This is a genomic window from Verrucomicrobiota bacterium (assembly GCA_037139415.1).
In the GTDB taxonomy this organism is placed as follows: domain Bacteria; phylum Verrucomicrobiota; class Verrucomicrobiia; order Limisphaerales; family Fontisphaeraceae; genus JBAXGN01.
Window position 1 is genome coordinate 36242 of the sequence record JBAXGN010000002.1, and the last position, 25584, is coordinate 61825.

The 25584-nt window shown below is 57.5% G+C and carries 18 protein-coding genes; 10 read left to right on the forward strand and 8 right to left on the reverse strand.

Translation table 11 applies throughout. The features are described from left to right. Nucleotides 1-261: 261 nt before the first annotated feature. Nucleotides 262-651: a biopolymer transporter ExbD gene (locus WCO56_00595; GenBank protein MEI7728040.1), complete on the reverse strand. Its 390-nt coding sequence runs from the start codon at nt 649-651 to the stop codon at nt 262-264. Between the two features lie 97 nt (nt 652-748). Continuing rightward, on the reverse strand, nt 749-1453 hold the full coding sequence (locus tag WCO56_00600; protein MEI7728041.1) for a MotA/TolQ/ExbB proton channel family protein: 705 nt from the start codon (nt 1451-1453) through the stop codon (nt 749-751). A gap of 179 nt (nt 1454-1632) precedes the next feature. Between WCO56_00600 and WCO56_00605 the strand changes: the two genes are divergently transcribed. Then, nucleotides 1633-2106: an IS4 family transposase gene (locus tag WCO56_00605; GenBank protein ID MEI7728042.1), complete on the forward strand. Its 474-nt coding sequence runs from the start codon at nt 1633-1635 to the stop codon at nt 2104-2106. Between the two features lie 183 nt (nt 2107-2289). Here WCO56_00605 and WCO56_00610 read toward each other — a convergent pair whose 3' ends face one another. Together WCO56_00610 and WCO56_00615 are read right to left on the reverse strand one after the other, a co-directional pair. Further along, on the reverse strand, nt 2290-3135 hold the full coding sequence (locus WCO56_00610; protein MEI7728043.1) for a sugar phosphate isomerase/epimerase: 846 nt from the start codon (nt 3133-3135) through the stop codon (nt 2290-2292). A gap of 66 nt (nt 3136-3201) precedes the next feature. Beyond that, nucleotides 3202-4119: a DNA/RNA non-specific endonuclease gene (locus WCO56_00615; GenBank protein MEI7728044.1), complete on the reverse strand. Its 918-nt coding sequence runs from the start codon at nt 4117-4119 to the stop codon at nt 3202-3204. An 88-nt stretch (nt 4120-4207) separates the two neighbouring features. On the opposite strand from WCO56_00615, the gene WCO56_00620 reads away from it, so the two are divergent. Genes WCO56_00620 through fmt form a run of 5 tightly spaced genes read left to right on the forward strand, consistent with a single transcriptional unit; the run spans nt 4208 to nt 9193 of the window. Next, nucleotides 4208-5242: a serine/threonine-protein kinase gene (locus tag WCO56_00620; protein MEI7728045.1), complete on the forward strand. Its 1035-nt coding sequence runs from the start codon at nt 4208-4210 to the stop codon at nt 5240-5242. A 5-nt stretch (nt 5243-5247) separates the two neighbouring features. After that, nucleotides 5248-6138 carry a carbon-nitrogen hydrolase gene (locus tag WCO56_00625; GenBank protein ID MEI7728046.1) on the forward strand — a complete coding sequence of 297 codons (891 nt, stop codon included), beginning with the start codon at nt 5248-5250 and terminating at the stop codon, nt 6136-6138. A gap of 29 nt (nt 6139-6167) precedes the next feature. After that, nucleotides 6168-7208: a GAF domain-containing protein gene (locus tag WCO56_00630; protein MEI7728047.1), complete on the forward strand. Its 1041-nt coding sequence runs from the start codon at nt 6168-6170 to the stop codon at nt 7206-7208. Between the two features lie 48 nt (nt 7209-7256). Continuing rightward, on the forward strand, nt 7257-8216 hold the full coding sequence (locus WCO56_00635; GenBank protein ID MEI7728048.1) for a hypothetical protein: 960 nt from the start codon (nt 7257-7259) through the stop codon (nt 8214-8216). Then, nucleotides 8213-9193 (forward strand): methionyl-tRNA formyltransferase, encoded by a 981-nt coding sequence (gene fmt, locus WCO56_00640; protein ID MEI7728049.1) that lies wholly within the window; start codon nt 8213-8215, stop codon nt 9191-9193. Before WCO56_00635 ends, fmt begins: the two co-directional genes overlap by 4 nt. A gap of 22 nt (nt 9194-9215) precedes the next feature. Here the strand turns inward: fmt and WCO56_00645 are convergent, their stop codons facing one another. Together WCO56_00645 and WCO56_00650 are read right to left on the reverse strand one after the other, a co-directional pair. Continuing rightward, nucleotides 9216-10502, reverse strand: coding sequence for an MFS transporter (locus WCO56_00645; GenBank protein MEI7728050.1), 1287 nt, complete (start codon nt 10500-10502; stop codon nt 9216-9218). Nucleotides 10503-10582: 80 nt separating this feature from the next. Further along, the gene (locus tag WCO56_00650) at nt 10583-11983 is read right to left on the reverse strand and encodes an exopolysaccharide biosynthesis polyprenyl glycosylphosphotransferase (protein ID MEI7728051.1); all 1401 of its coding nucleotides are present in this window, start codon (nt 11981-11983) and stop codon (nt 10583-10585) included. A 275-nt stretch (nt 11984-12258) separates the two neighbouring features. Here WCO56_00650 and WCO56_00655 point away from each other — a divergent pair, with 275 nt between their 5' ends. Continuing rightward, nucleotides 12259-13968 carry an L-lactate permease gene (locus WCO56_00655; GenBank protein ID MEI7728052.1) on the forward strand — a complete coding sequence of 570 codons (1710 nt, stop codon included), beginning with the start codon at nt 12259-12261 and terminating at the stop codon, nt 13966-13968. A 111-nt stretch (nt 13969-14079) separates the two neighbouring features. Here WCO56_00655 and WCO56_00660 read toward each other — a convergent pair whose 3' ends face one another. Further along, complete coding sequence (locus WCO56_00660) at nt 14080-15093, reverse strand: hypothetical protein (protein ID MEI7728053.1); 1014 nt, start codon at nt 15091-15093, stop codon at nt 14080-14082. 471 nt (nt 15094-15564) lie between these two features. On the opposite strand from WCO56_00660, the gene murJ reads away from it, so the two are divergent. From murJ to WCO56_00675, 3 genes are all read left to right on the forward strand, one after another. Beyond that, complete coding sequence (gene murJ / locus WCO56_00665; GenBank protein MEI7728054.1) at nt 15565-17133, forward strand: murein biosynthesis integral membrane protein MurJ; 1569 nt, start codon at nt 15565-15567, stop codon at nt 17131-17133. Nucleotides 17134-17226: 93 nt separating this feature from the next. After that, nucleotides 17227-19323, forward strand: coding sequence for an NAD-dependent DNA ligase LigA (ligA, locus tag WCO56_00670; protein MEI7728055.1), 2097 nt, complete (start codon nt 17227-17229; stop codon nt 19321-19323). 99 nt (nt 19324-19422) lie between these two features. Beyond that, the gene (locus tag WCO56_00675; GenBank protein MEI7728056.1) at nt 19423-22317 is read left to right on the forward strand and encodes a family 78 glycoside hydrolase catalytic domain; all 2895 of its coding nucleotides are present in this window, start codon (nt 19423-19425) and stop codon (nt 22315-22317) included. A 51-nt stretch (nt 22318-22368) separates the two neighbouring features. On the opposite strand, the gene WCO56_00680 is transcribed toward WCO56_00675, so the two are convergent. Next, nucleotides 22369-25260, reverse strand: coding sequence for a COR domain-containing protein (locus WCO56_00680; protein MEI7728057.1), 2892 nt, complete (start codon nt 25258-25260; stop codon nt 22369-22371). Nucleotides 25261-25584: the final 324 nt, after the last annotated feature.

A 25584-nucleotide genomic window follows, 5' to 3' on the forward strand; every position in this document is an offset into this window, starting at 1 on the left:
GGCGTGGGAGCTGGTGGCGTTGCCACTGGTGTGGGTCTAGGTGCTGGCACCGGAACTGGGGCAGGGCCAGGAGAGGGAGACGAACCACTTTTCAGGACGCTTTCAATGTCAGCAGGATTGAGCATTGTGGTGGAAGTTGTCGTTTCCGGTGTCTCTTTGGACGACCAGGAAAATGCCGCCCCGACGAGCAGGCACAGCAGCAATAAGCCGTGGGCGGCGGCCGAAAACAGGAAACATTTTTTTTGGATTCGGTCCATGCGTTCAATGCCGGTCCGGTTGGGTGCGCAGCGACAGGCGGGTGATTCCCCGCCGCTCGCACATGTCCAGGACGGAGGCCACGTGCTTGTACGGCCCATTCTCATCCGCGCGGATGTAGATGATTAAATTAGGATTTGCCCGGTACGCCTGGGCCAGTTCCGTCTCGATTTGCTGGAGCGGCATGGTTTGCCCACGCAGACGGTATTGGCCATTCGGCGCGATTTCCAGGGTGCGGATGTCGTTCTTCGTCGGTTTCTGCTGCTCGTTGCGGCCGCCCGCCGGCAGGTTGAGGCGAATGCTGCGCTCGAGCAGCGGCGTGGTGATGATGAAAATGATCAACAGCACAAACGCCAGATCCAACAGCGGCGTGATGTTGATCTCGCTGAGCGTCACCAAAAAGTTTTTTTGCGAAAAGCGGCGCATCGAATAAGTTTCCTCACCATCCATCAAAACCGGCTCAAAGTCAAATTTTGTCCGACCTCCTGGCGGTTTACTTTTCCTCCAGGTATTCGTTCTCCATCCGGGACACCAGTTCCTGGGCGAAATTGTCCATTTGCACGGTGATGGTGCGCAAATTGTGTACCAGCCAGTTGTAACCAAACATGGACGGGATGGCGACCAAGAGGCCGGCGACGGTAGTGATCAGCGCGGCGGCGACACCAGGGGCCATGGTGGCCAGGGTGGCTTCGCCTTTCATGGCAATGTGCGTGAACGTGCTCATCACGCCCCAGACGGTGCCCAGCAATCCCAGGAACGGCGCGCCGCTGACCGCGATGGCCAGCAGGATCAGGCCCGACTCCAGTTTCAAGGATTCCTCGGCCACCTTGTTTTCGAGTGCCCGTTTCACATGCTCCATGGCCTTGAGCGAAATAAACTTTTTTCGCCCGGCTTCCGGCGTCTTTAATTGTGCGTCCAAACTCGTGCATCCACCATTATAGACGGAAAACATCGGACAACCCTCCGCCTGAACGCGCCGGTCGTAAATCATCATCACCGAGGTCTGCCGATTATACTCCGCCTCGAACAGGGTGTTGAGTTTCTTGGCGCGGCGCATTTGTAGCGCCTTCGCCGCCATCACCGACCACGCAGCGATGGAAAAGATGGCCAAAAAAACGATGATGCACTTCGCTTCCAGCGTCGCCTGACGCCAGATGAAGAGCAATTCCATCTCCGCAAATAGACAAATGGGTATCACAGTCCGTAAAATATGTTTCCGGCCCTTGCTTATTCGGGAACGCTACGGAAGCCGCCGCGAATGAGTTCAAGCCTCGCTATTAAATTAAAGACGCCAAAGCATCTCGAACGTTCAAACTATTTCAACTAAAGTAAGTTTGCAAGCCTTTGGCTAAGAAAACCGCAGTTCCGAATTAGCCCTTGTTTACCCCGTGGGGCGCGTTGACGCCCCGTAGGGGCGGTGGGGCATCGAAGTGTTTCATCGCACGCTCAAGCGGCTGTCAGATCGAAACGCGCCAACTGGGACACGCCGACCGCATTGAAGCCTGTCTGGCGGTTGACTTGGTGGTGGCGTGGCGGATCTATCACCTGGCCAAGCTGGGGCGGGAAACGCCCGACGTACCCTGCACGGTGTATTTTGAAGAGCTCGAGTGGCAGGCGCTGGTGGGATTTATCCGCAAAGATCCGGTGCCGCCAGCGCAGCCGCCGACGCTGCGGGAGGCCCTGCGGATGGTGGCGGGACTGGGCGGCTTCCTGGGCCGCAAAGGCGATGGCGAGCCGGGGACTAAAACGCTGTGGCTGGGCCTGCAGCGCTTAGATGACATCGCTCAGGACTGGCAGGTCTTCTCGCAGATGTTCAAACCGGCGGCGTCCAGCAACAGGACTTATGGGTAATGATCAGCCTCAAGGGAGAGGGCTAGGATGAGGGGGTACGGAACTACAGATTTCCACCTGCCGCCAACTCGTTGGTATCGCTCCGGGCCGAACTGGGCCACCGGCGTTTTCCGGTGTTCAGCCCCCTCCCGAACGACCGGTTGCCGGGTCAGGCCTTAAACTGGCTCGCCTTTCGCTTCCGTGCTATTTCAGCACCTTCTTAAGGAACTTACAGCCTTTGGTGGCGATTTCCTCGCGGCTGGGCTCGATCTGGCGCCAGATGGCGGCGGCCTTGGCGATGATCTTGACATCCTTGGTGAAAGATTCAATAACCACGTCGCCATCGTATTTGACCGCCTTGAGGGCCTTGGCGATGCAATCCCAGCAGATATGGTCGTTGCCCGGGGTGCCGCGGTCACTGCCGCAGGCGTGGATGTGGCCGAGGTGTTTGCCCGCCTTGCGGATGGCTTCGCCCTGGCATTTCTCCTCGATGTTCATGTGGAAGGTATCGAGGTGCAACTTGAGCGCCGGGCTGCCGACATCCTTCACCATCTGCAACGCCTGATCCACGGTGTTGATGAAGTCGGTCTCGAACCGGTTCAGCGGTTCCATGCAAATGACCTTGCCCTTTTTCTCAGCGTATTTGCAGATGGTCTTCAGGTTCTTCACCACCAGTTTCCATTGCTGCTTGTATTCGGCGGGTTCCGCGCCCCCGATGCGGCCCACGGCGGAATACACCGGCCCGATGAAGCGCGGGCAATCGAGCACGCCCATGACGTCAATGCACTTCATCATGTATTCCAGGGAAATCTTCTGCTGCTCCGGCGTGCCGCGCAAATCGCGATCCGGGCCAAAACAGCCGCACAGCGTGCCGCACTTCAGCCCGGCTTTATCCAATTCCGCCTTGATCATCGCGAAGTCCAGGTTGGCCGGATCGTCCACCGCGATCTCCACGGTTTCAAAGCCCCACTTCTTAAAGGTCTTGAACCAGGAAACGCTTTCGTTGGTGAACGGAAACGTAAATAAAAAGGTATTAATGCCGATTCTCATAATTTGTATGTTGCGTTTTTGGGAAGGATAAGGATTTAGCCAAGGGAGTCAATCACGAATGAGCTGTCACCAAACATTTTTTGGCATCCGCTGTCGGAGCGATGTCTTCACCGGTTCGTCAAGCTGCCAGAAGAATTCCAGGCCGGTGGTCTGTTGCACCTGAGCCACACTGACGACGAACTGGGCGACGGGCTCCGTACCGGAGACTGTTTGCGGAACAATAAACGCCTGTGCCTGCGGGCTGCCACCCGCCTCGTTCAGCATGATTTTATAGCAGGCCGTGGGTACGACCGGCCCGTTGCGCAGGCGGCGGGTTTCCGCGCCATAAACAGGGCCGGTGACGATCCAGACATGATGAAAACGCAACAGGTACTGTTTGTACTCCAGCTCCTCCATCCGTTCCCAGACATGACGGTTCAACGCCGGGGTCTGGGGAACGATATTGGACATCAGGAAGGTTTCATTCTGGGCGGCCGCGCCATAGCAGACCGCGATGGCGTGGTTGGGGGCCATGTGTCCCCGGTCATAGCCGCTGCCGGAGTACATTTCCGGGAGCACGGTATCGCCGGTGCGCGGGTCGCTGAAAAAATGCGCCGGCCGGGGGTGCGCAGTGCCAGTGGTGACTTGAAATAGGTGATAACAGACCCACGCGGGGTTTTTTCGCACGGAATCGTACCCGGACAGATAACCGATATTGGTGAGCACCGTGATGGCATTGGGATAGCCGACAGGGCGGGGAAGCCCCGCGTAATCCAGCCACTTTTCCACGGGAACGGTGGTTGGACTGGGTTGGGATTGGGATTGGCCCGGCAGTTTGGCGCTGACCTGAATCGGAGTTGGCGGCTGGAGCCGGTTGCGATTATCCGCCCACCAGCAGCCGAAATAGACCGCCACGCCACCACAAACCAGCAGCAACACCACGAGCACAATGGTCGTGATGGAGACCCTGCCGGAGGGCGATGAGATATGTCGGGCCGGATGCATCAACGGATGCAATTCAACGGCAATTCACCGCAAAACACCATGAAAAACTCATCACAAAATAACCCGGAACTCGGTTTAAGCGCTTGACTTGCCGCTGAACTGGCAGCACACTGCGCGCGTGGCCTCGTTATTCACCATACAAAGCGAGTTCCGCTACGAAATTGTCCGAAAAATTTTCGAAGGCGGGATGGGCATCGTCTATGAGGCGGAGCAGCATGGCGCACGCAGTTTTGTCAAACGCGTGGCCATCAAGGTTATTCGCCAGAATTACGCCAAGCAGAAGTCATTCATCGAGAATTTCGTGGGCGAGGCCAAACTGGTGGCGGACCTGATTCATACCAACATTGTTCAGACGTACCACTTGGGCGAGTCAGCGGGGGTGTATTTCATTGCCATGGAGTTGATCCGGGGCGTGAACCTGGAGCAATTCACCAACCAATTGCGGGATAAGGAACGCAAGCTTCCGGTGGAACTGGCGGTGTTTATCGTCAGCCGGATCGCTCGCGGGTTGGCGTATGCGCACGCCAAAACGGACCGGGAGGGTCATCCGCTGGGATTGGTCCACCGTGATGTGAGTCTGAAGAATATTATGATCGCGTTTGAGGGCGACGTGAAACTAACGGATTTTGGCATCGCCAAAGCGCGTGGTTTTTTGGCGGATAACGAAGGTGAAGTCATTGCCGGCAAGGCGGATTACATGAGCCCGGAACAGGCTGATTTTCAAATCACGGATAAACGGTCCGATCTCTTTTCCGCCGGTGTCGTCCTCGCCAGCCTGCTGCTTGGCCACAACATTTTCAAGGCTGACTCCGCCGAAGAATCCCGCCAACGTATTCTGACCATGCCGATCCCGGATTTTTGCACTTTGGACGCCCGGGTAGATGCCCGGCTGAATGAGATTTTGCAGAAATCCCTGGCGCGGGATTTGGCGCAGCGCTATCCCACGGGCGATGAATTGTTGTTTAACTTGGAACACTATATCTACCATTCCGGGTATGGTCCAACCAATGAAACCTTGGGCCGTTATATTCGTGACTTGTTTGGCCAGCACGTGTCGCGCGAAGACGAAACCAAAGGCCACACGCTGGTCGTGGACCGTTTTGGTACTGATCAACTGGATTAATATCCATGAAACGTCGCGCTTCTGAAGTTACCTTGGGACTGCCGCAAACGGCTTGTTCCGCAGATCCACGGGAAAACCTGGCGAAAACCTTGGCGGCCGCTGAACGGGCTGCCAAAGCTGGCGCGCAAATCATCTGCACTCAGGAACTCTTCCGTTCCCAGTATTTCTGCCAGAGTGAGGATTACGCCCATTTCAAGCTGGCCGAACCCATCCCCGGTCCCAGCACGGAGGCGTTCCAGAAATTGGCGCGCCAGCGGCGGGTGGTGGTCATTGCCTCCCTGTTTGAAAAACGCGCACCGGGTGTCTATCATAACACGGCGGTGATTATTGACGCCGATGGTTCGCTGCTGGGCCGCTATCGCAAGATGCATATCCCGGATGATCCCTTATACTACGAAAAGTTTTATTTTGCGCCGGGCGATCTGGGTTTTCGCGCCTGGCCGACGCGCTATGGCAGGATTGGGGTGTTGATTTGTTGGGATCAGTGGTACCCAGAGGCCGCGCGCCTGACCGCCTTGCAGGGGGCGCAAATCTTGTTTTACCCCACGGCCATTGGCTGGCATCCGTCCGAAAAAGCGGCGGCGGGCGCGGCCCAGCACGATGCCTGGGAGACCATCCAACGCTCGCACGCGGTGGCCAACGGCTGTTATGTGGCCGCTGTCAACCGGGTGGGCCACGAGCAGCCCGCCGGCGGGGACGGCATCGAGTTTTGGGGCCAGAGCTTTGTCGCGGGAACCAGCGGCCAAATCCTGGCCAAAGCCAGCGCGGATCGGGAGGAAAATTTATTGGTCACGGTGGATCTTGCACAGGTCGAGTTGACCCGCACGCACTGGCCGTTTATGCGCGATCGGCGCATTGACGCCTATGAGCCGTTGACCCGCCGCTGGCTGGATTAGCCGCTGCGCGCATAACCATGCTACCACTTATGGAAAACAACGCTACACGGACAGTTGAGAGCCATGAGCCGCACGCCGCCATTCTGCTGGCCGGCAACTGCGACGAACACAAGCATGAACTCGCTGGGCAATTGCAGGCCGCCGGGTATCAAATACTTTTTCCACCCAATGTGGACGAGGCGGTCAAGGCAATCACAGTGGCTGATCTAATGATTCTCACGGTGGAGAGCGTCAACGACGCTGTGTTGGCCGTGTTGAATGGCATCTGGGATTCCGAGACCGCCTGGCAGGTCCCACTGATTGTCATTGTGGATAAGGCAGATGCGACTGCGACTGCCCGCTGCGTGGAACTGGGCGCTGAGGATTGCCTGGTCTGGCCGATCAACCCGGAATGGCTGGGGGCGCGGGTGCAGGCCGGTATTCAGCGCAAACAATTGTGGGACCAGAAAATAGCCGCTCACGAGTTGGTGTTGAAGGAGAAGCAGGAAGCCGAGTTGTTGGTCAGCAGTTTGATTCCCTTGGGGGTCCGGATGCTCTGCGAACCCAATCCGGGCAAGTTAATGGAAACCATCTTGGTGGAAAGCATGCGCCTGACCGATTGCGAAGGCGGCACGATCTACCTGCGCACGGACGATGACCAGTTGAAATTCCTGCTCGTGCGCAATGATATGATGGATCTCAACATGGGTGGCAGCACGGGCAAGCCCATCACGTTTGCCCCCTTGCGCCTGCGGGATGATGCCGGCAAGCCGAATCACCAATACGTGTCTTGCTACGCCGCTATTACTGGGCAGACCATTCATGTGGAGGATGCATACCAAACCGGACGTTTTGATTTTTCCGGCACGCGCGCCTTTGACACGCAGACTGGCTACCACTCTCAATCATTTTTGACCATTCCGCTGAAAAACCAACGGCAACAGGTCATTGGCGTCCTGCAACTCATCAATGCCCGCGAGGCACGCACTGGGCGCATCAAAGCCTTTGAGTCCAGTTTTCAGCCCACAATTGAGGCCTTTGCGGTGCTGGCGGCGGCCATTTTGGAAACGTACCGAACCCAATTGCGATGACTCATTGCTTGCTTTACCCAAGCACTCTTTGCTAGAAAATATCCCGACATGCAACGTATCATTGGTATAATTGCTTTTACGCTGTTTTGCGTGGCGGCCATGGCTGCCACGGAAACCTTAACATTGAAAGACGGCAGCACCAAGACTGGTGAAGTCAGCAAATCCACCTTTGCCAAAGATGGTGTCATGCTCAAACAGGATGGAAGATTCACCGACCGGGTGAAATGGAAGGATCTGGACAAGGCCACGGTGAACCGGTTGGCGAACAATCCGGACGCCCGAAAATTCATCCCTGAGGAAATGATCGAAAGACCGGTGGAACAAATCCGAGAGGAAAAACGCCAGGCCAGACAAATTACTGTCCGCCCGTTGGAGGTGCCACTGGACCGGGGTGAGAAACCAGCGGCCAAGACCGCAGCCCTGTTTGCCTCGCCGGTGACCCTGATCCTACTGGGATTAATGTTTGGGCTGAATATTTATGCGGCGTATGAAATCGCGATTTTTAAAAACCGGCCAGCCTGGCTGGTATGCGGTTTCGCCGTAGTTGCCCCCATTCTGGGGAATTTAGCGTTTTACGCCATCCCGGCGGCGCGCATAAAAAGCCCTGAAGAACTGGATGCAGAGGCGGCCGCCGTCTTGGCAGCTCAACAGCCTGAGGAAATTGCGTCTGAACAGGTATATCACGAGGAAACCCCTGCGGAGGCGGAAGTGGTTGTGTCCGAATTTCCACCGACGATCAACTATACCAAGGGACAATTTATTTTTAACCGCCGTTTCTTTGAATCAAAACTGGCCGACTTCCTCAAGTTGGAACGGAGTGATCTGGAGAAAGATATGGTAATCATCATTCGTTCCGCGCGCGGTGAATACCAAGGCACCCGGTTATCCAAGGTGGAGGTCAATGAAATATTTCTGCAAGTGGAACAGGGTGAAGCCACGATGGATGTCAATATTCCCTATCTGGAAATCACCGAAGTAATCCTGAAACACAAAGACGCGCCGCTGTGAGTTTGCCGTCCATCCCCCCACCGGAGGAGCATCCGTTGCGGATTGTTTTCATGGGCACTGCCCCCTTGGCGGCAACCAGCCTGTGTGAGTTGACGAGGCATCCCCAGTTTAATCTGGCGGGGGTCGTCACTCAGCCAGATCGCCCCAAAGGTCGGGATTTGCGGCCACAACCTTCGGCGGTAAAAACTTTGGCGCGAGAACTTAACCTGCCCGTGTTGCAGCCGGAACGCGCCAGGAATGAGGCGTTCATCCAACAATTGCGGGAACTTACCCCGGACCTGATTGTGGTGGCTGCTTACGGCCAGATTTTGCCGCCCGCCATTTTGAATTTGCCCAAACATGGTTGCTTAAATGTTCACGCTTCCCTGTTACCCCGCTGGCGCGGGGCCGCCCCCATCCAATGGGCCATTCTAGCTGGCGACCCTGAGACGGGCGTGACCCTCATGAAAATGGATGCGGGTTTGGATACCGGAGAGATGCTGGCCACCGAGCGAACTGGTATTGCCCCAGAGGATAACGCGCAAACATTGCATGATCGGTTGGCGCAAATCGGGGCTGGATTGTTAGTGCGTACGATTCCGGATTATGTCGCCGGCAACTTGGCTTTGAACCAACAACCGGTTGCAGGGGTGACCTACGCCCGAAAGATCACCAAGGAGGACGGCCGGATTGATTGGCAACAGCCCGCCCGGGATATTTGGAACCGACTCCGAGCCTTCACGCCTTGGCCAGGGCTTTACAGCACTTTACCGGAGGAAGCGGGATCGAAATTGGTTAAAATCTGGGAAGTGGAGCTAGCGGAAGTTGGTGGTCCCATGCCTGGCCAGATCATCAGCGCAGATAAAACTGGTATCTTGGTTGCTTGTGGATCACAAAGCCTGCGGGTCAAGGTGCTTCAACGCGAGGGCGGACGGCGGCTTGGCGCGCAGGATTTTTTAGCTGGCCACCCTTTGAAATCGGGCGTCAATTTTGAATAACCCCGGGCGGTTCCACTGGGCATTATGGCACAGTGTCTCCGGGAGCACGATCGGGAATGGCTCGTTTCTCTACCTGTCGCGTCAGCCAAATCCAAGTAATAATGCCGGTGACCAGACTCAGCAACGCGGCGGAAACATAGGGAAGCGCAGTGTGTTTTTGAAACATCAATCCTGCCAGTATCGGGCCGATGATTCGCGCCAGGCTGCCCATGCTTTGCGCGACACCCAAGGTGGCGCCTTGTTCGTTCGCCGGCGTCAAAATGGAGAGTAACCCAAATAGCGGTGGGCGTGTCATGCCCGCGCCAATCGCCAGGAGGCCAAGCAGCAACAACAGCATCCACCAACTGAATCCGTTACCACTAAACAAGGTCTTCATGGTCAGCATGGAGTTACCTGTGACAAACGGCAAGGGAGCCATGCTCAGGGTGACCAGCAGCAAACTGAACGCAATCACCCGGGGTTCGCCAAACCGTTTTACCATCCGGCCAATGGTCCCCCCCTGCACCAAGGCTCCGATAAATCCGCTGTACGCGAATAAAATGGCGATGGTTTGGGCGTATTCCGCCGTCTCAACATCAAGATGAAAGTTTTTACCCACCAGCAACCCGAGCGTGGTCTCGTAGCACGTGAATGCAAAATTAGCCATGAAAAATACCGCAATCAGCAGACCGATTTGCGGGTGACGCATCGTATGCAACCATTGGGCGACACGCGGCCGCTGGGGCGCATTTTCATGGGACGGCTTCAAACTTTCCGGCAGAATGAACCAGGCCATGATAAAGTTCAGGGCGCAAAGGCAGCACGCCACCCAACCCGGTCCGGCGTGATCCAGATATTTTAAACTCACCGCCCCAATGGCGGGCCCGAAAATAAAACCCAGACCAAACGCCATGCCAATCATGCCCATTTTTTTTGAGCGATCCTCAGGCGTGCTGATATCCGCAATGTAAGCTTGGGCGACTGAAATGTTCGCGCCGCATATTCCCGCCAGCGAACGGGAGGCCAGCAACAACCCCAATGCCAACGACCCGGTCATCTCTGAACCCAGCCCAAAAATTGCGTAGGAGACGCTGGCCACCGCCGTACTGGCCAGGAGCACTGGCCGACGCCCGATCCGATCCGAAAGTCGACCCCAGAGGGGGGCGAAGATGAATTGCATCAGCGAATAGCTGGCCATGATCAGGCCAATCATCAGGCCGTTGGCGCCGAACTTGCTGCCGTAAACCGGCAACAGCGGCACCACCATGCCAAACCCCACCAGGTCAATAAAGACCGTGAAAAATATGACCGTTAAACTCGGCTGTTTCATTTAAACCGTGCTATTGAGAGGGCCAGCGGGGAGATTGGCAAGACAATCGTGCAAAATTCACTGCAATTCGCGTGGTAAAGTCAATACGCCGAGGGAGGGGGGCGAAACATCTGCCAAGTGGTCCGCAAAACAATGTTCAAATCCATGGCCAGCGACCAATTTTCCAGGTAGTCAATATCAGATAGTATTCGTCGGCGGATTTGTTCCTCCGTTTTGGTTTCGCCGCGGAACCCGCGTACCTGCGCCAGTCCGGTGATGCCCGGTTTAATAAACGCGCGAATATGATAATTGCTCAAGGCGCTGGCAAACTGTTCGTTGTGTTCCGGCAAATGCGGGCGCGGCCCCACGACACTCATGGAGCCATCTATCGCATTGAGAAACTGGGGCAATTCATCCACACTGAATTTGCGCAACCAACGGCCTGAGGGAAACACCCGCGCATCGCCTGCGCTTGCCTGCCTGCCCTCACTGGGATTATCCACATGCATCGTGCGGAATTTCCAGATGCTGAAGGTGTGATTCATCAACCCGGCGCGGGTTTGCCGGTAAAACAACGGACCGGGTGAATGCAACCGGTGCAGGAACCAGACCAAAACACAGACTGGCGGCAGCACCAGCACCACCACTGGCAATGCCATCGCCAGATCAAATGCACGCTTTAACACCCGGTTTAATGGATTTTCCAAAACTTCATCACGCACCCCCAACAACGCCACCCCATCGTCATTCTTGTAGATGATTGGGTGATGAAATTTTTCCTCCAGATCGCTCACTACCACCAGTCGGATTCCCAAGTTTTCACATAAGCCCATAATCGTGCGTAGTGCCTCGGTCATCGCGGGAAATTCGAGCAGGATCAACTGGGTGACTTTATGTTTCCGAACCACTTGCTCCAAATCCTCCGGTTTGCCGAGCACCGGTACCAGCGATGCCTGGGAATCCAATTGAGTGGTGAGTAAACCAACGGGATTGATCCCCAAAGTGCGCTTTAGTTCCAACCATGAATGGAGGGCCTCCAACCGGCGCGGCGAACCCATCAACAAGGTGTTTTCCTGCGCGGATTTCCGAAACGCCCAACGTGCCAGCAAAGGCGGTATGAAAACGCAAGCCCATACTTGGACGACATACACTAACACGACGTATGTGGACAGGAACAAACGGGAGATGGCGAATTCCTTTTTGGCGACCAGAAAGATGATCCCCAATGCCCCTACCGTGATGGCCTGACGAATGGCGATGCGATGTGCCTGTGCGAACGCCAGGTGGAGGATGCGCGTTTCATTAAAATACCGCAGTAGGGCCTCCATCAGCAAACCACCCATCGCCAGTATAAAATACCCGGTATAGCGATCCGGCAACGGTATATCGCGATAAAACTCACTGATCACCCAGTAATGCAGCCAAAAAAGAGTCCCCGCCAATCCCACCTGAAAGATGGTGAATAGGCTGAACAATCCACGCATTCGTTGTGTCACTAACATCGTTTTTTAATTTCCGTCTTCGTAAAAGTTGTTTGGGCCGAACAACGTTTGATGCAATACCGTTATCTCTATTGCATGACGCTCGCTTTACCATATCCCTCCTGAGCTATCCTGACAAGAAAAAACTGATATTGCGATGCGCCCACTAGGGCTCACCGCCAGTTGGAGATGGATGCCAGAACAGAGGTTGGAATGCCCAAGCCGTAAATTAACGGCATTGCGAAAGATTTGGTTTGTCATGGGGCACGTTTGCCGGTTTTATGACGCCAGCCATTATGATTTGGACCCAAAATTACGACCCGGCGGGGAATGTGATCATTTCCACGCTTATCGCCGCGCTGCCGATTGTGATTTTGCTGGGGGCGATCGCATTGCTGAAAATCCGCATTCATTTTGCGGCGGGCGTGGGTTTGGCGGTGGCGCTGTTCATTGCGCTTGGCGTGTATCACATGCCGGTCAGCGCGGCAGCGGCAGCCACGGTTTATGGCGGGGCATTCGGCCTGTTTCCGATCGGCTGGATCATCCTCAATGTGATCTTTCTCTATCAACTGACGGTCAAGCGCGGGCTGTTCGATGTGCTGCGGGACAGTCTGGCGACGGTGGCGCCCGATCCGCGCATCCAAGTGATCTTGATCGCGTATTCTTTTGGGGCGTTTCTGGAGGGCATGGCGGGGTTCGGCGCACCGGTGGCGATCACCGGGGCAATTCTGATTCAGCTCGGGTTCAAGCCGCTGCACGCCTCGGGGTTGGCGCTGATCGCTAATACGGCACCGGTGGCCTTTGGCTCAATGGGGATTCCGATCACGACGTTGGAAGCAGTCACGGGCATGGATGCTCGGCTGATTTCGCAGATGGTGGCCCGACAATTGCCAATCTTCTCATTAATGATTCCGTTCTGGGTGGTCGCCGCCTTTGTGGGTTGGCGCGGGATGCTGGGGGTGTGGCCGGCGGCACTGACCGCTGGGCTGGCGTACGCGGTGCCGCAATTTCTGGTGGCCAACTTTCACGGCCCATGGCTGGTGGGCATCGTCTCCGGCGCCTGCTCGATTGCGGCGATGGTGGTGCTGCTGCGGTTTTGGGAGCCGAAGACGCTGTGGCGATTCAATAATGGCACGGCTGAACCACTGCCAGCGGATCTGGCAGCGGGTGCTCACGCTGGGCAAACAGGTGAGGCATTGGCGGGCGCGGCCCGGGGTCCCGACCGGAAAAAGATCATTCAAGCCTGGCTGCCTTGGGGTATTCTCACTGGGTGCATCCTTTGCTGGAGTCTGCCACAGGTAAAAGCGGGGCTGGATAAAATTCTATCGCCAAAGATACCCGCGCCTTACCTGCACAACGCCGTGGTTCGCACCTATCCGGTCGTGCCCAAGCCGACGCCGGAGAAACCGACCAAACCGGAAGCTGCCGAGTTCAAGCTCAACGTGTTTTCCGCCACCGGCACGGGCATTCTGTTGGCGGCTGTGATCGCCGGGTTGACGATGGGCTATTCGGTGCGCGAGTTGGGCCGCGTTTACCTGGAGACACTCTGGCGGGTTCGCTACTCGTTGCTAACCATTACCGCGATGCTGGCGCTGGGCAACGTGACCAAATACTCCGGCACGGACGCCACGCTGGGCCTGGCCCTGGCGCGAACGGGGGCGTGGTATCCGTTTTTCGGGACGTTGCTCGGTTGGCTGGGAGTGGCCTTGACTGGCTCGGATACCTCGTCGAACGTTCTCTTCGGCAGTCTTCAGAAAATTACCGCCGAACAGACTGGTCTTAGCCCAATCCTCATGGGAGCGGCCAACAGTGTGGGCGGTGTTATGGGCAAGATGGTGGACGCCCAAAGCATCGTCGTCGCCAGTACGGCGACCAATTGGTACGGCCATGAAGACAGCATCTTGCGTTACGTGTTTTTCCATAGCATCGCCTTGGCGGTACTCATGGGAATACTGGTTTCCCTTCAGGCCTATGTGGCGCCATTCACCGCGATGGTGGTGAAGTAACCCCATCACTGGCACGCCTTGGGACAGCGAGGTGAAGCGGGGATTCATCGTTGGGCTGCCCATACCACGCCCCGGCGAATTTGCAATCAATGGTGCGGGGAAAAAGCCGGGCTATTTCAACGGCGCGCCGCGAATATCCAGGCGCTGAATGCCGTGTCCCATGGGGAAAGTCAGACCGGCAGGGGCGCGCCAACGGACCCGGTGATCCGGCCCGAATTCCACGAAGGGAACTTTGCCGCCCGCATTGCACACAAAGATGCCGCCGTCTGGCAGTTGTTGCATCCCGGCAAACCAGCGCACCCCGATCTCGGGAATGTCCTGAGCCTGAATCTTCCATTGGACCAGGCCGTCCGGGTCCATTTCCAGAATGGCGGTTTTGCCGCAAATCAAGGTGTTGCCATTAGGCTGGCGGATTGCCGAATAGACGGGAAATTCCACCGTTTTTTCCCAGACAATCTTGCTCTCCAGGTCGTATTCCCGCACGGTTTTAGCGCCCTCTTCCGCCACCAGAAAGTGTCCGTTGGCCAATGCCCGGGCGTTGCGAATGCAACTGTGCCCCCCCGGGCTCTTCAGCCGGATTTCCCGGGTGACCGTTCCCGTGGGGTTGACGATCAGCAGTTTGCCTTGGCTGGCGGCGCCAACCAGCGTCTGGCCATCCGCCATCCGTTGGCAGGACCAAACCTGGCCGGTGGATTTGAAGTGGAAAATCACCGCTTTGGCTACGGTTACCTCCAGCACGCCGCTGGGGTTGTTGTTCGACTTGGAGTTGTATTGGTCATTATAGCAAAACAACACATTCCCATTGGGTAACTGCCAGACATCGCGGGCCATCTCCGCCGGGTATTCCCAGACGACCTTCCCTTGGGCATCGCACTGGAGGATTTTTTTGGCCTGCTCGGTGGCATAGACGATTGGGCGGAACGCCTCCGCCGCCGCTTCGCCCGCCTGGGTATCCGGTTGGATGGCGGCGATGCACAGGAGTAGATGGGCGGCGAAGCGACCCAGGCAGTTTGGTGAAGGGACCGGGAGAAAGCCGAATACCGAAACCGTTTTTGATTGCGGATTTACCCGGGCGCATCCTTGCGGATTAGCCTGGCACTGCGTAAATATAACAGGGTTCATCATTCGGTTTGGATATAGCGGGTTATTCCCGGCAAGCAAGCCAAACCTGACGGGTTTACGTTCATCCGAATTGCAAACCGAACCGCGAATGCAAGCCGGTTTGGGCCGCCACTCTCAGGGCTGCCTCAAGCTCGGTTTGGTTCAAGCTGGAAGCGGCGGTTCGGGGGTTCCCATGGCTGCGGAATTACCCGCAAGCAAGTGAAGCGATTCAGCCGATTCCCTCAGCCGGATAATGAAAATCCTCTCCCCGAGGGAGAGGAAACAGGTGAGGGGGTACGGAACCACAGACCCTGCCCACCTCGTAGTATTCGTAACGCACCAACGCGCTTGATGCAGCCCTGCGCCACTCTGCTTCCGGCTGCTTTGCGCTGCTTTGCGCTTGCGACCCGGCGCAAATATTGCGAAGGTCCCGCGCCGATATGGAATGCCATTCGCACACAGTGCAAGCGCGCTTGACTTACTAAAGGTTCCCGGATGTCGCAGATGCTAAAATCCTCGGGCGCCTTGGGCGCGGCCACGCTCACCAGCCGGATTCTCGGCATGGTGCGTGAGATAGCCTATGCCCGGTTCATGGGCGATGGCTGGGTGGCGGGGGCCTTCACGCTGGCCTTCACCATCCCCAACCTCTTCCGCCGGCTGCTGGGGGAAGGGGCGCTGACCGCCGCGTTCATCCCCATCTTCAAAGAAAAGGAGAAAACCGAGGGAGAAAAGGAAATGTGGCGCGCCGCCAACGCAGTAATTTCCGGACTGCTGGTGTCCGCGTTTGTAATCGTCGGATTGGTGCTACTGGGGATCACCGTGGCGCTGCACGGGTTCCATTTCAACGCGGAGACGCGCCTGATGCTGGAGCTGCTGCGAGTGATCTTCCCGTATATGTTGCTGGTCTGCCTGGCGGCGGTGTATATCGGCATGTTAAATTCACGCGGCCATTTCTTTATCCCCGCCATGGGGGCCACCACGCTGAATGTGGTGATGATCGCCTCGGTATTCTGGGTGGCACCGCGGTTCGGGGATAAGTTGGAGACGCAGATTTTCGGGCTGGCGGTGGGCGTATTGGTGGCTGGAGTAGCGCAGGCGCTGTTCCAATGGCCCACGCTGCGCCGGGAGGGCTACGCTTTTGAGTGGGTCTCACCGTGGCGAAACCCGACGGTGAAAAAAGTGGTGACGCAGATGGTGCCGGGGATGCTGGGGGTGGCCGCGTTCCAGATCAACATCCTGCTGACGCAGGCGCTTTCCTTCTGCGTGGACCCGATGATTGTGGCTTCGTACAATTATGCGGTGCGCCTGATGGAATTGCCGCAGGGGGTCTTCGGCATTTCGCTCGCCACGTATTTGCTGCCCACGCTTTCCGGGCTGGCGGCGGAGAAAAAGTATCCGGAGTTCAAGGCGACACTGCGGCAAGGGGTAAATCACCTGGTGTATATCAATTTGCTGGCCTCGGTATTGCTGCTGGTACTGGCGGAACCTATCGTCCGCCTCTTGTTTGAGCGCGGGCAATTCGGCCCGCTGGCCACGCAACGCGCCGCGTTCGCCCTGGCTTGCCTGGCACCGGGGTTGGTGGCCTTCTCGCTGGTCAATATTCTGGCGCGCGCGTTCTACGCCTTGGGCGATACCCGGACTCCCATGCTCATCAGCGTCGTCTGCCTGATGCTGAATCTCGTTTTTGCCGGGGCGCTGGTGATTCCGTTGGGGCAGGGTGGCCTCGGCATTGCGAACACGTTCAGCGCCACGTGCAATGTGGCCCTGTTATTTTTCGCCCTGCGCAAAAAACTGAAGGAATTTGAGATCGTCGAGTTGGAGCGCCAATTTGCCTGGTTGCTGGTGCTGGCGGTGCTGGCGGGGGGCGTGGCGTGGCTGTCCGCTTGGTTCTGGGAAGCGCATTGGGGACACCTCAGCCTTTTGAAACGGCTTGGGTTAGTGTTTGTGCCGGCCAGCCTGGCGGCGGGCGCTTACTTTGGACTCTCCGCCTGGCTGAAGCTCGGTTCGACCCGGGAGATATTCGGTCTGGCCTTGAATAAGTTGCGGCGGGAACCCAGTCGGTAAGCCGGCAAGCACCCTCGGCAAAGCAGCGCCTCGCGAAGCGCGCGATTGTTTTTGCCCCTTCCCAAACGCCGTTGGCGACGCTAAACTTTTCCCATGGTACCGGCTGACATTCGATCCCGACATGCCGCCCTGGCGGCGGAGTTGCGCCAGCACGATCACGCGTATTACGTGCTCGCCAAGCCCGTCATCTCCGATCAGGAGTATGACCGCCGCTATCGTGAGTTACTGGAGTTGGAGCAGCAGCATCCCGAATTAACCACGCCGGATTCCCCCAGTCAACGGGTGGGCGGCAAACCGGTCAGCGAATTTCCTGCTTATCGCCATGCCATCCCGATGATGAGCCTGGACAATACCTACTCGCAACCGGAGGTTCGCGAATTCGTCAATCGCGTGCAAAAGCTGTTGCCGGAGGAATCGCTGGAATGGATCGTGGAACCCAAGGTGGACGGCTTGGCCGTCAGCTTGCGTTACGAGCACGGCGTGCTGCGGGTGGGCGCGACCCGCGGCGATGGTGCGACGGGCGACGACATCACCTCCAATCTCAAGACCATCCGCAGCGTTCCGCTTAAGTTGCGGGAAGTGCCCCTCGAAAAACGAGGCGCTCAGCCAGAGCCGGATTTATTTGGTGGAACCAATCTGCCTGAAAGCGGGTCCCTGCCGGCTGTCATTGAAGTGCGCGGTGAGGTGTATATGACCCGCGATGGTTTTGCCAAACTGAATACCGAGCGTGAAGAGGCCGGGGAGGAAACCTTTGCCAATCCGCGCAATGCCGCCGCTGGTTCCCTGAAACAACTCGATCCCCGCATTGTGGCCAAGCGCCCGCTCGATGTCGTTCTGTACGGCCTTGGCGAAGTGCAGGGCGGGGGAATGCCGGATACTCAAAGTGCCATGTTGGATTGGCTGGCGGGTTTTGGCTTTAAGACGCCCGAGCGCACGTGGCGGTGCCGTTCCGTGGAGGAATTGATGACTGCCATTGCGGAGCTGAATACCGTCCGCAAGGGGTTTAACTACGAGACCGATGGCGCGGTCATCAAGTTAAACACGTTTGCGCAACGTGTGCGCTGCGGTTCGACCGCCAAGGCGCCGCGTTGGGCGATGGCTTACAAATACGCGGCCGAGCAGGCCACCACCCGTCTGAAAGCCATCACCATCCAAGTCGGGCGCACCGGCGCACTGACGCCGGTAGCGGAACTCGAACCCGTTTTTCTGGCGGGCAGCACGGTCGCCCGCGCCACCTTGCATAACGAGGAGGAATTGCGGCGTAAAGATATTCGTGTGGGCGACCTTGTGGTGATCGAAAAGGCCGGTGAAGTCATCCCCGCCGTCGTGCGCGTGCTCACGGAGAAACGCACCGGCAGCGAGTCGGACTTTATCTTTCCAAAGACCTGTCCCGAATGTGGCAGCAAGGCGACCCGTGGCACCACGGCGGGCGAGGAACTGGTGGTCTGGCGTTGCCCCAATCCCGATTGCCCGGCGCAGCTCTGCGGGCGCGTGGAACATTGGTGTGCGCGTGGGGCGATGGATATTGAGGGCGGCGGTGAAGTGCTGGCGGCGCAACTCGTCCGCAGTAACCTGGTGCGCGATGTGGCGGATATCTACACGCTTACCGAAGAAAAACTGTTGACCCTGGAACGCATGGGCGAGAAGTCGGCCCGCAACTTTCTGGCGGGCGTGACCGCCAGCAAAGCGCGCGATCTCTGGCGCTTGCTCTTCGGCTTGGGCATCCTGCACGTCGGGGCCGGCGTGGCCAAATCGTTGGGCCGACACTTTCCCACGCTCGACGCCATCCTGCAAGCGGGGGCGAACCAACTTCTGGAAGCAGACGACATCGGCGATGTGATTGCGCTCAGCATCGTCCAGTGGAGCGGCGATTCCCGCAACCGTGAGTTGGTCGAGCGCTTGCGCCAGGAGGGTTTGAACTTCAAATCCGAGCTTTACCGCCCCGCCGCCCCGGCGGGTCCATTCGCCGGCAAGACGTTTGTGCTCACCGGCACCCTGCCCACCATGACGCGCGAACAAGCGACCGCGAAAATAGAAGCGCTCGGTGGGAAGGTCAGCGGTAGCGTCAGCAAAAAGACCACGTACGTTCTCGCCGGTGCGGAAGCCGGTTCCAAACTAGAGAAAGCCCAACAGCTTGGCGTCCGGATTCTGGATGAAGCAGAGTTTGTGCGACTGTGCGCCGCCGGTTAAAAACGGTACGCCGTCCGTTCGATCGTGAGCCGCCATGTTTGCCTTGAGTTTTACCGTTCTACCCGGCAGGCTTCGCCCGGTTTTCATGACGTGTTTATTATGAAATATAAATTGGCGATTGTTATTTTGCTCGTCGCTCTGGGGTTGAATGTCCCGGCGGCTTTGGTGCCCGTTCAATTGCGGTGCGAATACCGCGCCAACCCGCTGGGACTAGACGAGCCCCTGCCGCGATTCAGTTGGGCCGCCACCGCCAAGGAACGCGCCCAGAAGCAATCCGCCTATCAGGTGTTGGTGGCGTCCTCCCTCGCCTTGCTAAAACAGAATCAGGGGGATCTTTGGGACTCGGGCAAAGTCACCGGCGATCAAAGCACGCAGGTAACCTACGCCGGCAAGCCGTTGGCAGCGCGCCAGAAATATCATTGGAAGGTGATGCTCTGGGATCGCGCGGATAAGGCTTCCGAGTGGAGTGCGCCGGCCTTTTGGACCATGGGTTTGTTGCAGCCGGCCGATTGGTCGGCGGAATTCATTTCGGTGCGCGACAATTCGCCGGTGCATGCCGACCGGCAGAATCTGCTGTTGCCGCCCGCCCGTCAGTATCGCAAGGAGTTTAATGCCGCGAAACCGGTGCGGCGCGCCACCATTTATGCGACGGCTCTTGGTATCTATGAACTGCAATTGAACGGGCAGAGGGTAGGGGAGGCGTTCTTCGCTCCCGGCTGGACGGATTACCGCCAGCGCGTTTATTACCAGGCTTACGATGTGACCGCGCTGGTGCAAAACGGCCCCAATGCCGTGGGCGCCATCGTGGCCGATGGCTGGTACGCCGGGTATGTCGGGTACGGATTGCTCGTCGGTTACGGACCCAACCAGACGGGCCGCAATATCTACGGTAAGACGCCCGCGCTGCTCGCCCAGCTTGAAGTCGAGTACGCCGATGGCACGCTGGAAACCGTGGCCACCGATCCGACGTGGAAAGTCACCAGCGAGGGCCCCTTCCGCGAGGCCGATCTGCTGATGGGCGAGCGTTATGATGCCCGCCAGGAAATGCCCGGCTGGTCCAAGCCCGGCTTTGACGATCATCAATGGGTGCCCGCCATCCGCGCCGGTGACAACGGCAGCGTGAAGGCCACCTTTTACGAATCCGCTGATTCGGGCAAAGCGAAGCGCCAGCGCGAGGTCGAGTTGGGTTTCATTAAGCCCGCCAAGGTTGAGGCGTATCCCACCGATCCGGTGCGCCTCATCGAGGAGATCAAGCCACTCACCGTGACCGCTCGCACCAACGGCGTGTACATCTTCAACCTCGGCCAGAACTTTGCGGGCACCGTGCGCTTGAAGGTCAAAGGCAAGACCGGCACGGAGATCAAGCTGCGCTACGGCGAAATGGTGCATCCGGATGGCCGGTTGATGACCGAGAATCTCCGCAAGGCGCGGGCCACGGATTATTATATTCTCAAGGGCGATTCCAAGGGCGAAGTCTATATGCCGCGCTTCACGTCGCACGGATTCCAATACGTCGAGGTCACCGGTTACCCCGGCAAACCGAAGCTGGACGCCATCACCGGCCTTGTCCTGCACAGCGACACTCCGCTGACCAGCCAGTTCGAGTGCAGCGATCCCATGGCCAATCGCCTGTTCAAAAACATCGTGTGGACCCAGCGCGCCAATTTCGTCGAGTTGCCCACCGATTGCCCGCAGCGGGATGAGCGCGAGGGCTGGATGGGCGACGCCCAAATCTACGTCCGCGCCGCCACCTACAACGCGGATGTCGCCGCCTTCTACAGCAAGTGGCTGCGCGAAGTGCGCGAGGCGCAACTGCCCAGCGGCGCTTACCCGGATTATTGCCCCTGGCCGTTCCAGCACGGCAAAGCCTACGCCGCGGCCTGGACCGATGCCGGCATCATCGTGCCGTACACCCTCTGGAAAGTGTATGGCGACAAACGCATCATCGAGCGCCAATGGGATTCCATGGTCAAGTTCATGGATTGGCGGCAGCGGGTCTCGCCGGACCGCAAGGGTTACCAGCAACCGGACGCCAACACCTGGGGCGACTGGCTTAACTTAAATGAAAAGACGCCCATCGAATTCATTGACGCCGCCTACTTCAAGTGGGATGCCGACCTCATGGCCCAAATGGCGCAGGCCCTCGGCAAACAAAAGGAATACGACGACTACTACCGCCTGCAAGTGGAAGTCGCCGCCCAATTCAGCCGCGATTACCACGATTACAACGTCCCCGGCGGGATGAAGATCAACACCCAGACCGCCTATGCCCTCGCCATCATGTTTGGCCTGCGCCCCAGCATGTCCTATGAAGCCGCCGCGCGGCTCCTCGCCGAACGGGTCGCCCAGAACGGCCACCGCATGGCCACCGGCTTCCTCGGCACCAAGCCGCTGTTGCCCGCCCTCAGCGCCCACGGCCAGCACGACCTTGCCGTGCGCCTTTTCCAAAGCCGCAAATATCCCTCGTGGGGCTACGAAGTCGAGAACGGCGCCACCAGCATCTGGGAACGCTGGGACAGCTTCACCAAAGAGCACGGCTTCAACGGCGCAGGCGGCAACCAGAACGCCGCCATGAACTCCTTCTCCCACTACTCCTTCGGCGCGGTCTGCGAATGGATGTTCCAATCCCTGGCAGGCATTGACACCGACGGCGTGGGCTTCCGCAAAATCCTCATCCGCCCCCTGCCGCCCACGCCCGGCAGCAACCCGGACCAGACGCCCATCAACTGGGTGCGCGCCCACTACGACAGCCAGCACGGGCGCATCGCCACCGATTGGAAAAACACCAGGGAACAATTTGAACTGCGCGTGACCATCCCGGTGAACACCACCGCCACCGTCCATATCCCCGCCGCCAGCGCGGCCGACGTCACCGAAAGCCGCCAGCCTCTGGACAAGGCCGAAGGCGTCCAAGTGCGCGGCCAGGAAGGCAACGTCGTGCTGCTCGAAATCGGTTCCGGCACCTACAACTTCGTGGCCAAGGGCAAACGGTAGGCGCAGCCCCCACTCATCCCATCTTTCTCTCCCGTTGGGGAGAAGGTGCCCTCAGGGCATCGGTCTGGAATCCAGTTCCTCCGCCACGCGGCGAATACCTTTGGCGACATCGGTCCAAGCGGTGTCGCGGTCTTCCCATTTCTTCACTGGGCGGCCATCTTTGGGTAGTGCCTGCAATTTACTGAACGGCGCGCAGTGCCAGTCGCAATCGCGGAGGATGACCGGGATGACCACGGCTTCCTTTTTCTCGTGGCGCTCCATGGCCCGTTTCATTTCAAGGTCGTAGCAATAATCAGAGGCGATGAAATCGGCGCTGACCAGCAACAGGATGATGTCGGCCTGATTTAGGTGATCATCTATCTGCTTGGCCCATTCTGTGCCAGCCGTAATGCGCCGGTCATGCCAATCGGAGATTTTGCCTTCCCGCTTGAGTAGTTTGAGGTGCGTTTCCAATTTGTCGCGCAAGGTTTCGTCTTTGTGCGAATAGCTGTAGAAGAGTTTGGGTGCTTTCATGGTTTCTTCCTTGGTTTTGGTTGTTTTGCGTACATTGGGCAAATCCACGCCGCTGAGCAATTCAACAACGCTCACAATGATCACATCATCGCCCACCACCTCCGGGAAATCTTTGATGCCTCTGCGTTCAAACGAAACCAGCTTATCATAATCAATCACCACTTCAGGATGTTTAGGCAGCGGCACCTTGGTCTTGACCTCCAAGCGCGGAATGCCAGCGTGGATGCGCTCAAAGTCCATTCGGATGACGGCCAGCAGTCGCCGCCGGCTCTCCGAGCCATCGTCGCGCACGCGCACGACCACCCGCCGGGTGCCAGCCTCGGCCTTGACCATGGCGCGGCAGTTCTCCCAGCGCAAGACCACACCAGTACGCCAGCGGGGCTGCCCTTGGCTGTGGATATGGGAACGGACGATGAACTGCGGCAGCAGCCCTTCCGGCAGAATGTCATAATGATATTCAAAGTTCAGGCATTGTTCCGGCGCGAATTCTTTTTTCAAGTCCGGTTCCTCCTTACCCAGCAGTTCGGGCACCAAGTAGCGGTGCTGATTATCGGGGAAGGCAAAGCAGAGGTGGAATTTGCGCATCAATTCCAACAGGAACTCATGTTTTTCCGGAGGGTATTCCTCGCTGAGGAGAAAGCGTGACAAGTCATGGAGGATCAGCTCGCCCTGCTGTTTGGCCAGCGCGCTGGCGTTGAGGAGACGGTAAATGCCTTCGGTCACCCACCGGGGTTTGAGCACGCTGGTATCGCGCAGGCGGGGATCATCCTTGTAATTGAGCGCGACGCCCAGACAATGCAGAAAACCAGCCAGCTCTTCCTGGGATTTGGAATCCCCTTCGCCCAATCGGGCGCAGGTGGCGCGGAACTGGTCAAAACTGAGGTAATTCACTTTCATTCCCGCCAGTTCATCCTTGATCGCAAACCAGGCCTTCGGAAAGCTGGCGCGCACATTGGTCATCTCGCCCAGCGTCTGCTTAATGCGCGATTCCAATTCCGCAAACCCGGTCGGCGTTCGGCAATCGGTCTTCACATAGCCGCGGATTTGGGGATACTTGGCCTGCAAACCACGGTAATTCAGGTCAAACGAATGCTGGTCAATCTTGTTCTGGACAATGATAACCGGGGAATCGCCGCCAAAGCTCGCAATCAGCTTGAGCCAATATTCCGCATCCAAATCCTCCCCCCCTTCGCGTCCGTTGAGGACCAGTAGGTAGAGGCTGCGATCCGTGAGAAAGAATTGGTGGGTGGCGTGCATGATTTCCTGGCCACCAAAATCCCAGATATTCATCCGCACTTGGTCTTGGCCCACATTGACCTGCCAATCCGAAATCGCAATGCCTTCAGTCTTGTCGGTGGGTTCAAAAATGTTTTTGACGAGGCGATTCACCAGACACGTCTTGCCCACTTCGCCCCGGCCCACCAGAATCAGCTTGGCTTCGTTGAGCGGGCGTTTGCCGCCGCGCAAGCGGAAATAATAATCCAGGATGCTGGCGGGGTTGGCGGGTTTATTCTTTTCGTCGGCATCTCCCCAAGTTGGCCCAAGGATCTCCGGGGGGATACCGAGTTTGGGATTGTCATGCAGGTAAAGCCCTTTAAGTGACTTGAGGTTGCGCAGGCTCTCCGGCAAGATGGGTAGTTGATTGTTGCTAAGTTCGAGTGTCCGGAGCTGGGTTAGTTGGCTGAGGGCTTCCGGCAAGGCAGTCAGGCGGTTGTTGGAGAGGTCGAGCTCTTCAAGTTGGGTGAGTTGGCCGAGGGCTTCAGGTACGGCGGTTAGTTGGTTATTTTCGAGGTCGAGGTACGTGAGTTTGGTCAGGTGGCCAAGGGTTTCTGGTAAGGTGATTAAGCGGTTGTTGCGAAGGCTGAGGCGCTGGAGTTGGGCGAGTTGGCCGAGAGTTTCCGGTAGGGCGGTCAGTTGGTTACCGGAGAGGTTAAGGCGCTGGAGTTGGGCGAGTTGGCCGAGGAACTCCGGCAACATGGTTAGTTGGTTTTCATTGATATGGAGTTCCTCAAGTTGAGTGAGTTGGCCGAGGGTTTCTGGGAAGGTGGTCAGGTTGTTGCCATCTAGGTGTAGAATCCGTAGTTGGGTTAGATGGCTAAGGACTTCCGGCAGGTCCGTCAGGTTATTGCCGGCAAGGTCGAGACGCTGGAGCTGAGTGAACTGGCCGAGGGCTGCTGGTAAGACGGCTAGTTGGTTGCTGGAGAGGTTGAGGTTCGTGAGTTGGACGAGTTGGCCGAGGGGTTCCGGCAAGGCCGTCAGTTCGTTGCCGAAGAGGATGAGTTCCTGAACTTGGGAAAGTTGGGTAATCGAAGCGGGCAGTTCGGTCAGCCCTAGTAGCGAAAGGTTCAGTTCGCGCGCGCCGGATTTCCTGGCCAGCTCGATTTTTGCCTCGGCGATTTCCAAGGGGCTTATAAAGTTATCTTTTTCCATAGCTTCTTTCTCCTGCTTTCGGTCAGCGGTGGTTCGGTGGGGAATTTAGGGTTTTTGCCCGTGCCAGCCAACTGAAAAGTGGTTCCCAACGACAAAAAACTCGTTTGGAAGGGGGAAAAGGTCGTTAATAAAGAGTTTTTTATGGATCGCGACCTCCTTTTTGGCCAATGCGTTTGCCGGACGCTTTGGCGGGGTGGTCTTTTTCCGTGGACGACCGGGGAAGCGTTGGTTGAGTTTGTTGTACCGGCTATAGCCGTTCCATGACCACGAAATGCCCATTCCCGAAATTTTGGTCGGCAAAAGAAGCGTTTTTTGATGATCCGC

Excerpts from the sequence above, each read along its gene's own strand:
- WCO56_00625 (MEI7728046.1), top strand. The coding sequence starts at position 5,248 with ATGAAACGTCGCGCTTCTGAAGTTACCTTGGGACTGCCGCAAACGGCT.
- WCO56_00675 (MEI7728056.1), top strand. The coding sequence starts at position 19,423 with ATGAAATATAAATTGGCGATTGTTATTTTGCTCGTCGCTCTGGGGTTG.
- WCO56_00610 (MEI7728043.1), bottom strand. The coding sequence starts at position 3,135 with ATGAGAATCGGCATTAATACCTTTTTATTTACGTTTCCGTTCACCAAC.
- murJ (MEI7728054.1), top strand. The coding sequence starts at position 15,565 with ATGTCGCAGATGCTAAAATCCTCGGGCGCCTTGGGCGCGGCCACGCTC.
- WCO56_00655 (MEI7728052.1), top strand. The coding sequence starts at position 12,259 with ATGATTTGGACCCAAAATTACGACCCGGCGGGGAATGTGATCATTTCC.
- ligA (MEI7728055.1), top strand. The coding sequence starts at position 17,227 with ATGGTACCGGCTGACATTCGATCCCGACATGCCGCCCTGGCGGCGGAG.
- WCO56_00650 (MEI7728051.1), bottom strand. The coding sequence starts at position 11,983 with ATGTTAGTGACACAACGAATGCGTGGATTGTTCAGCCTATTCACCATC.
- WCO56_00645 (MEI7728050.1), bottom strand. The coding sequence starts at position 10,502 with ATGAAACAGCCGAGTTTAACGGTCATATTTTTCACGGTCTTTATTGAC.
- WCO56_00680 (MEI7728057.1), bottom strand. The coding sequence starts at position 25,260 with ATGGAAAAAGATAACTTTATAAGCCCCTTGGAAATCGCCGAGGCAAAA.
- WCO56_00615 (MEI7728044.1), bottom strand. The coding sequence starts at position 4,119 with ATGCATCCGGCCCGACATATCTCATCGCCCTCCGGCAGGGTCTCCATC.
- WCO56_00630 (MEI7728047.1), top strand. The coding sequence starts at position 6,168 with ATGGAAAACAACGCTACACGGACAGTTGAGAGCCATGAGCCGCACGCC.
- WCO56_00660 (MEI7728053.1), bottom strand. The coding sequence starts at position 15,093 with ATGATGAACCCTGTTATATTTACGCAGTGCCAGGCTAATCCGCAAGGA.
- WCO56_00635 (MEI7728048.1), top strand. The coding sequence starts at position 7,257 with ATGCAACGTATCATTGGTATAATTGCTTTTACGCTGTTTTGCGTGGCG.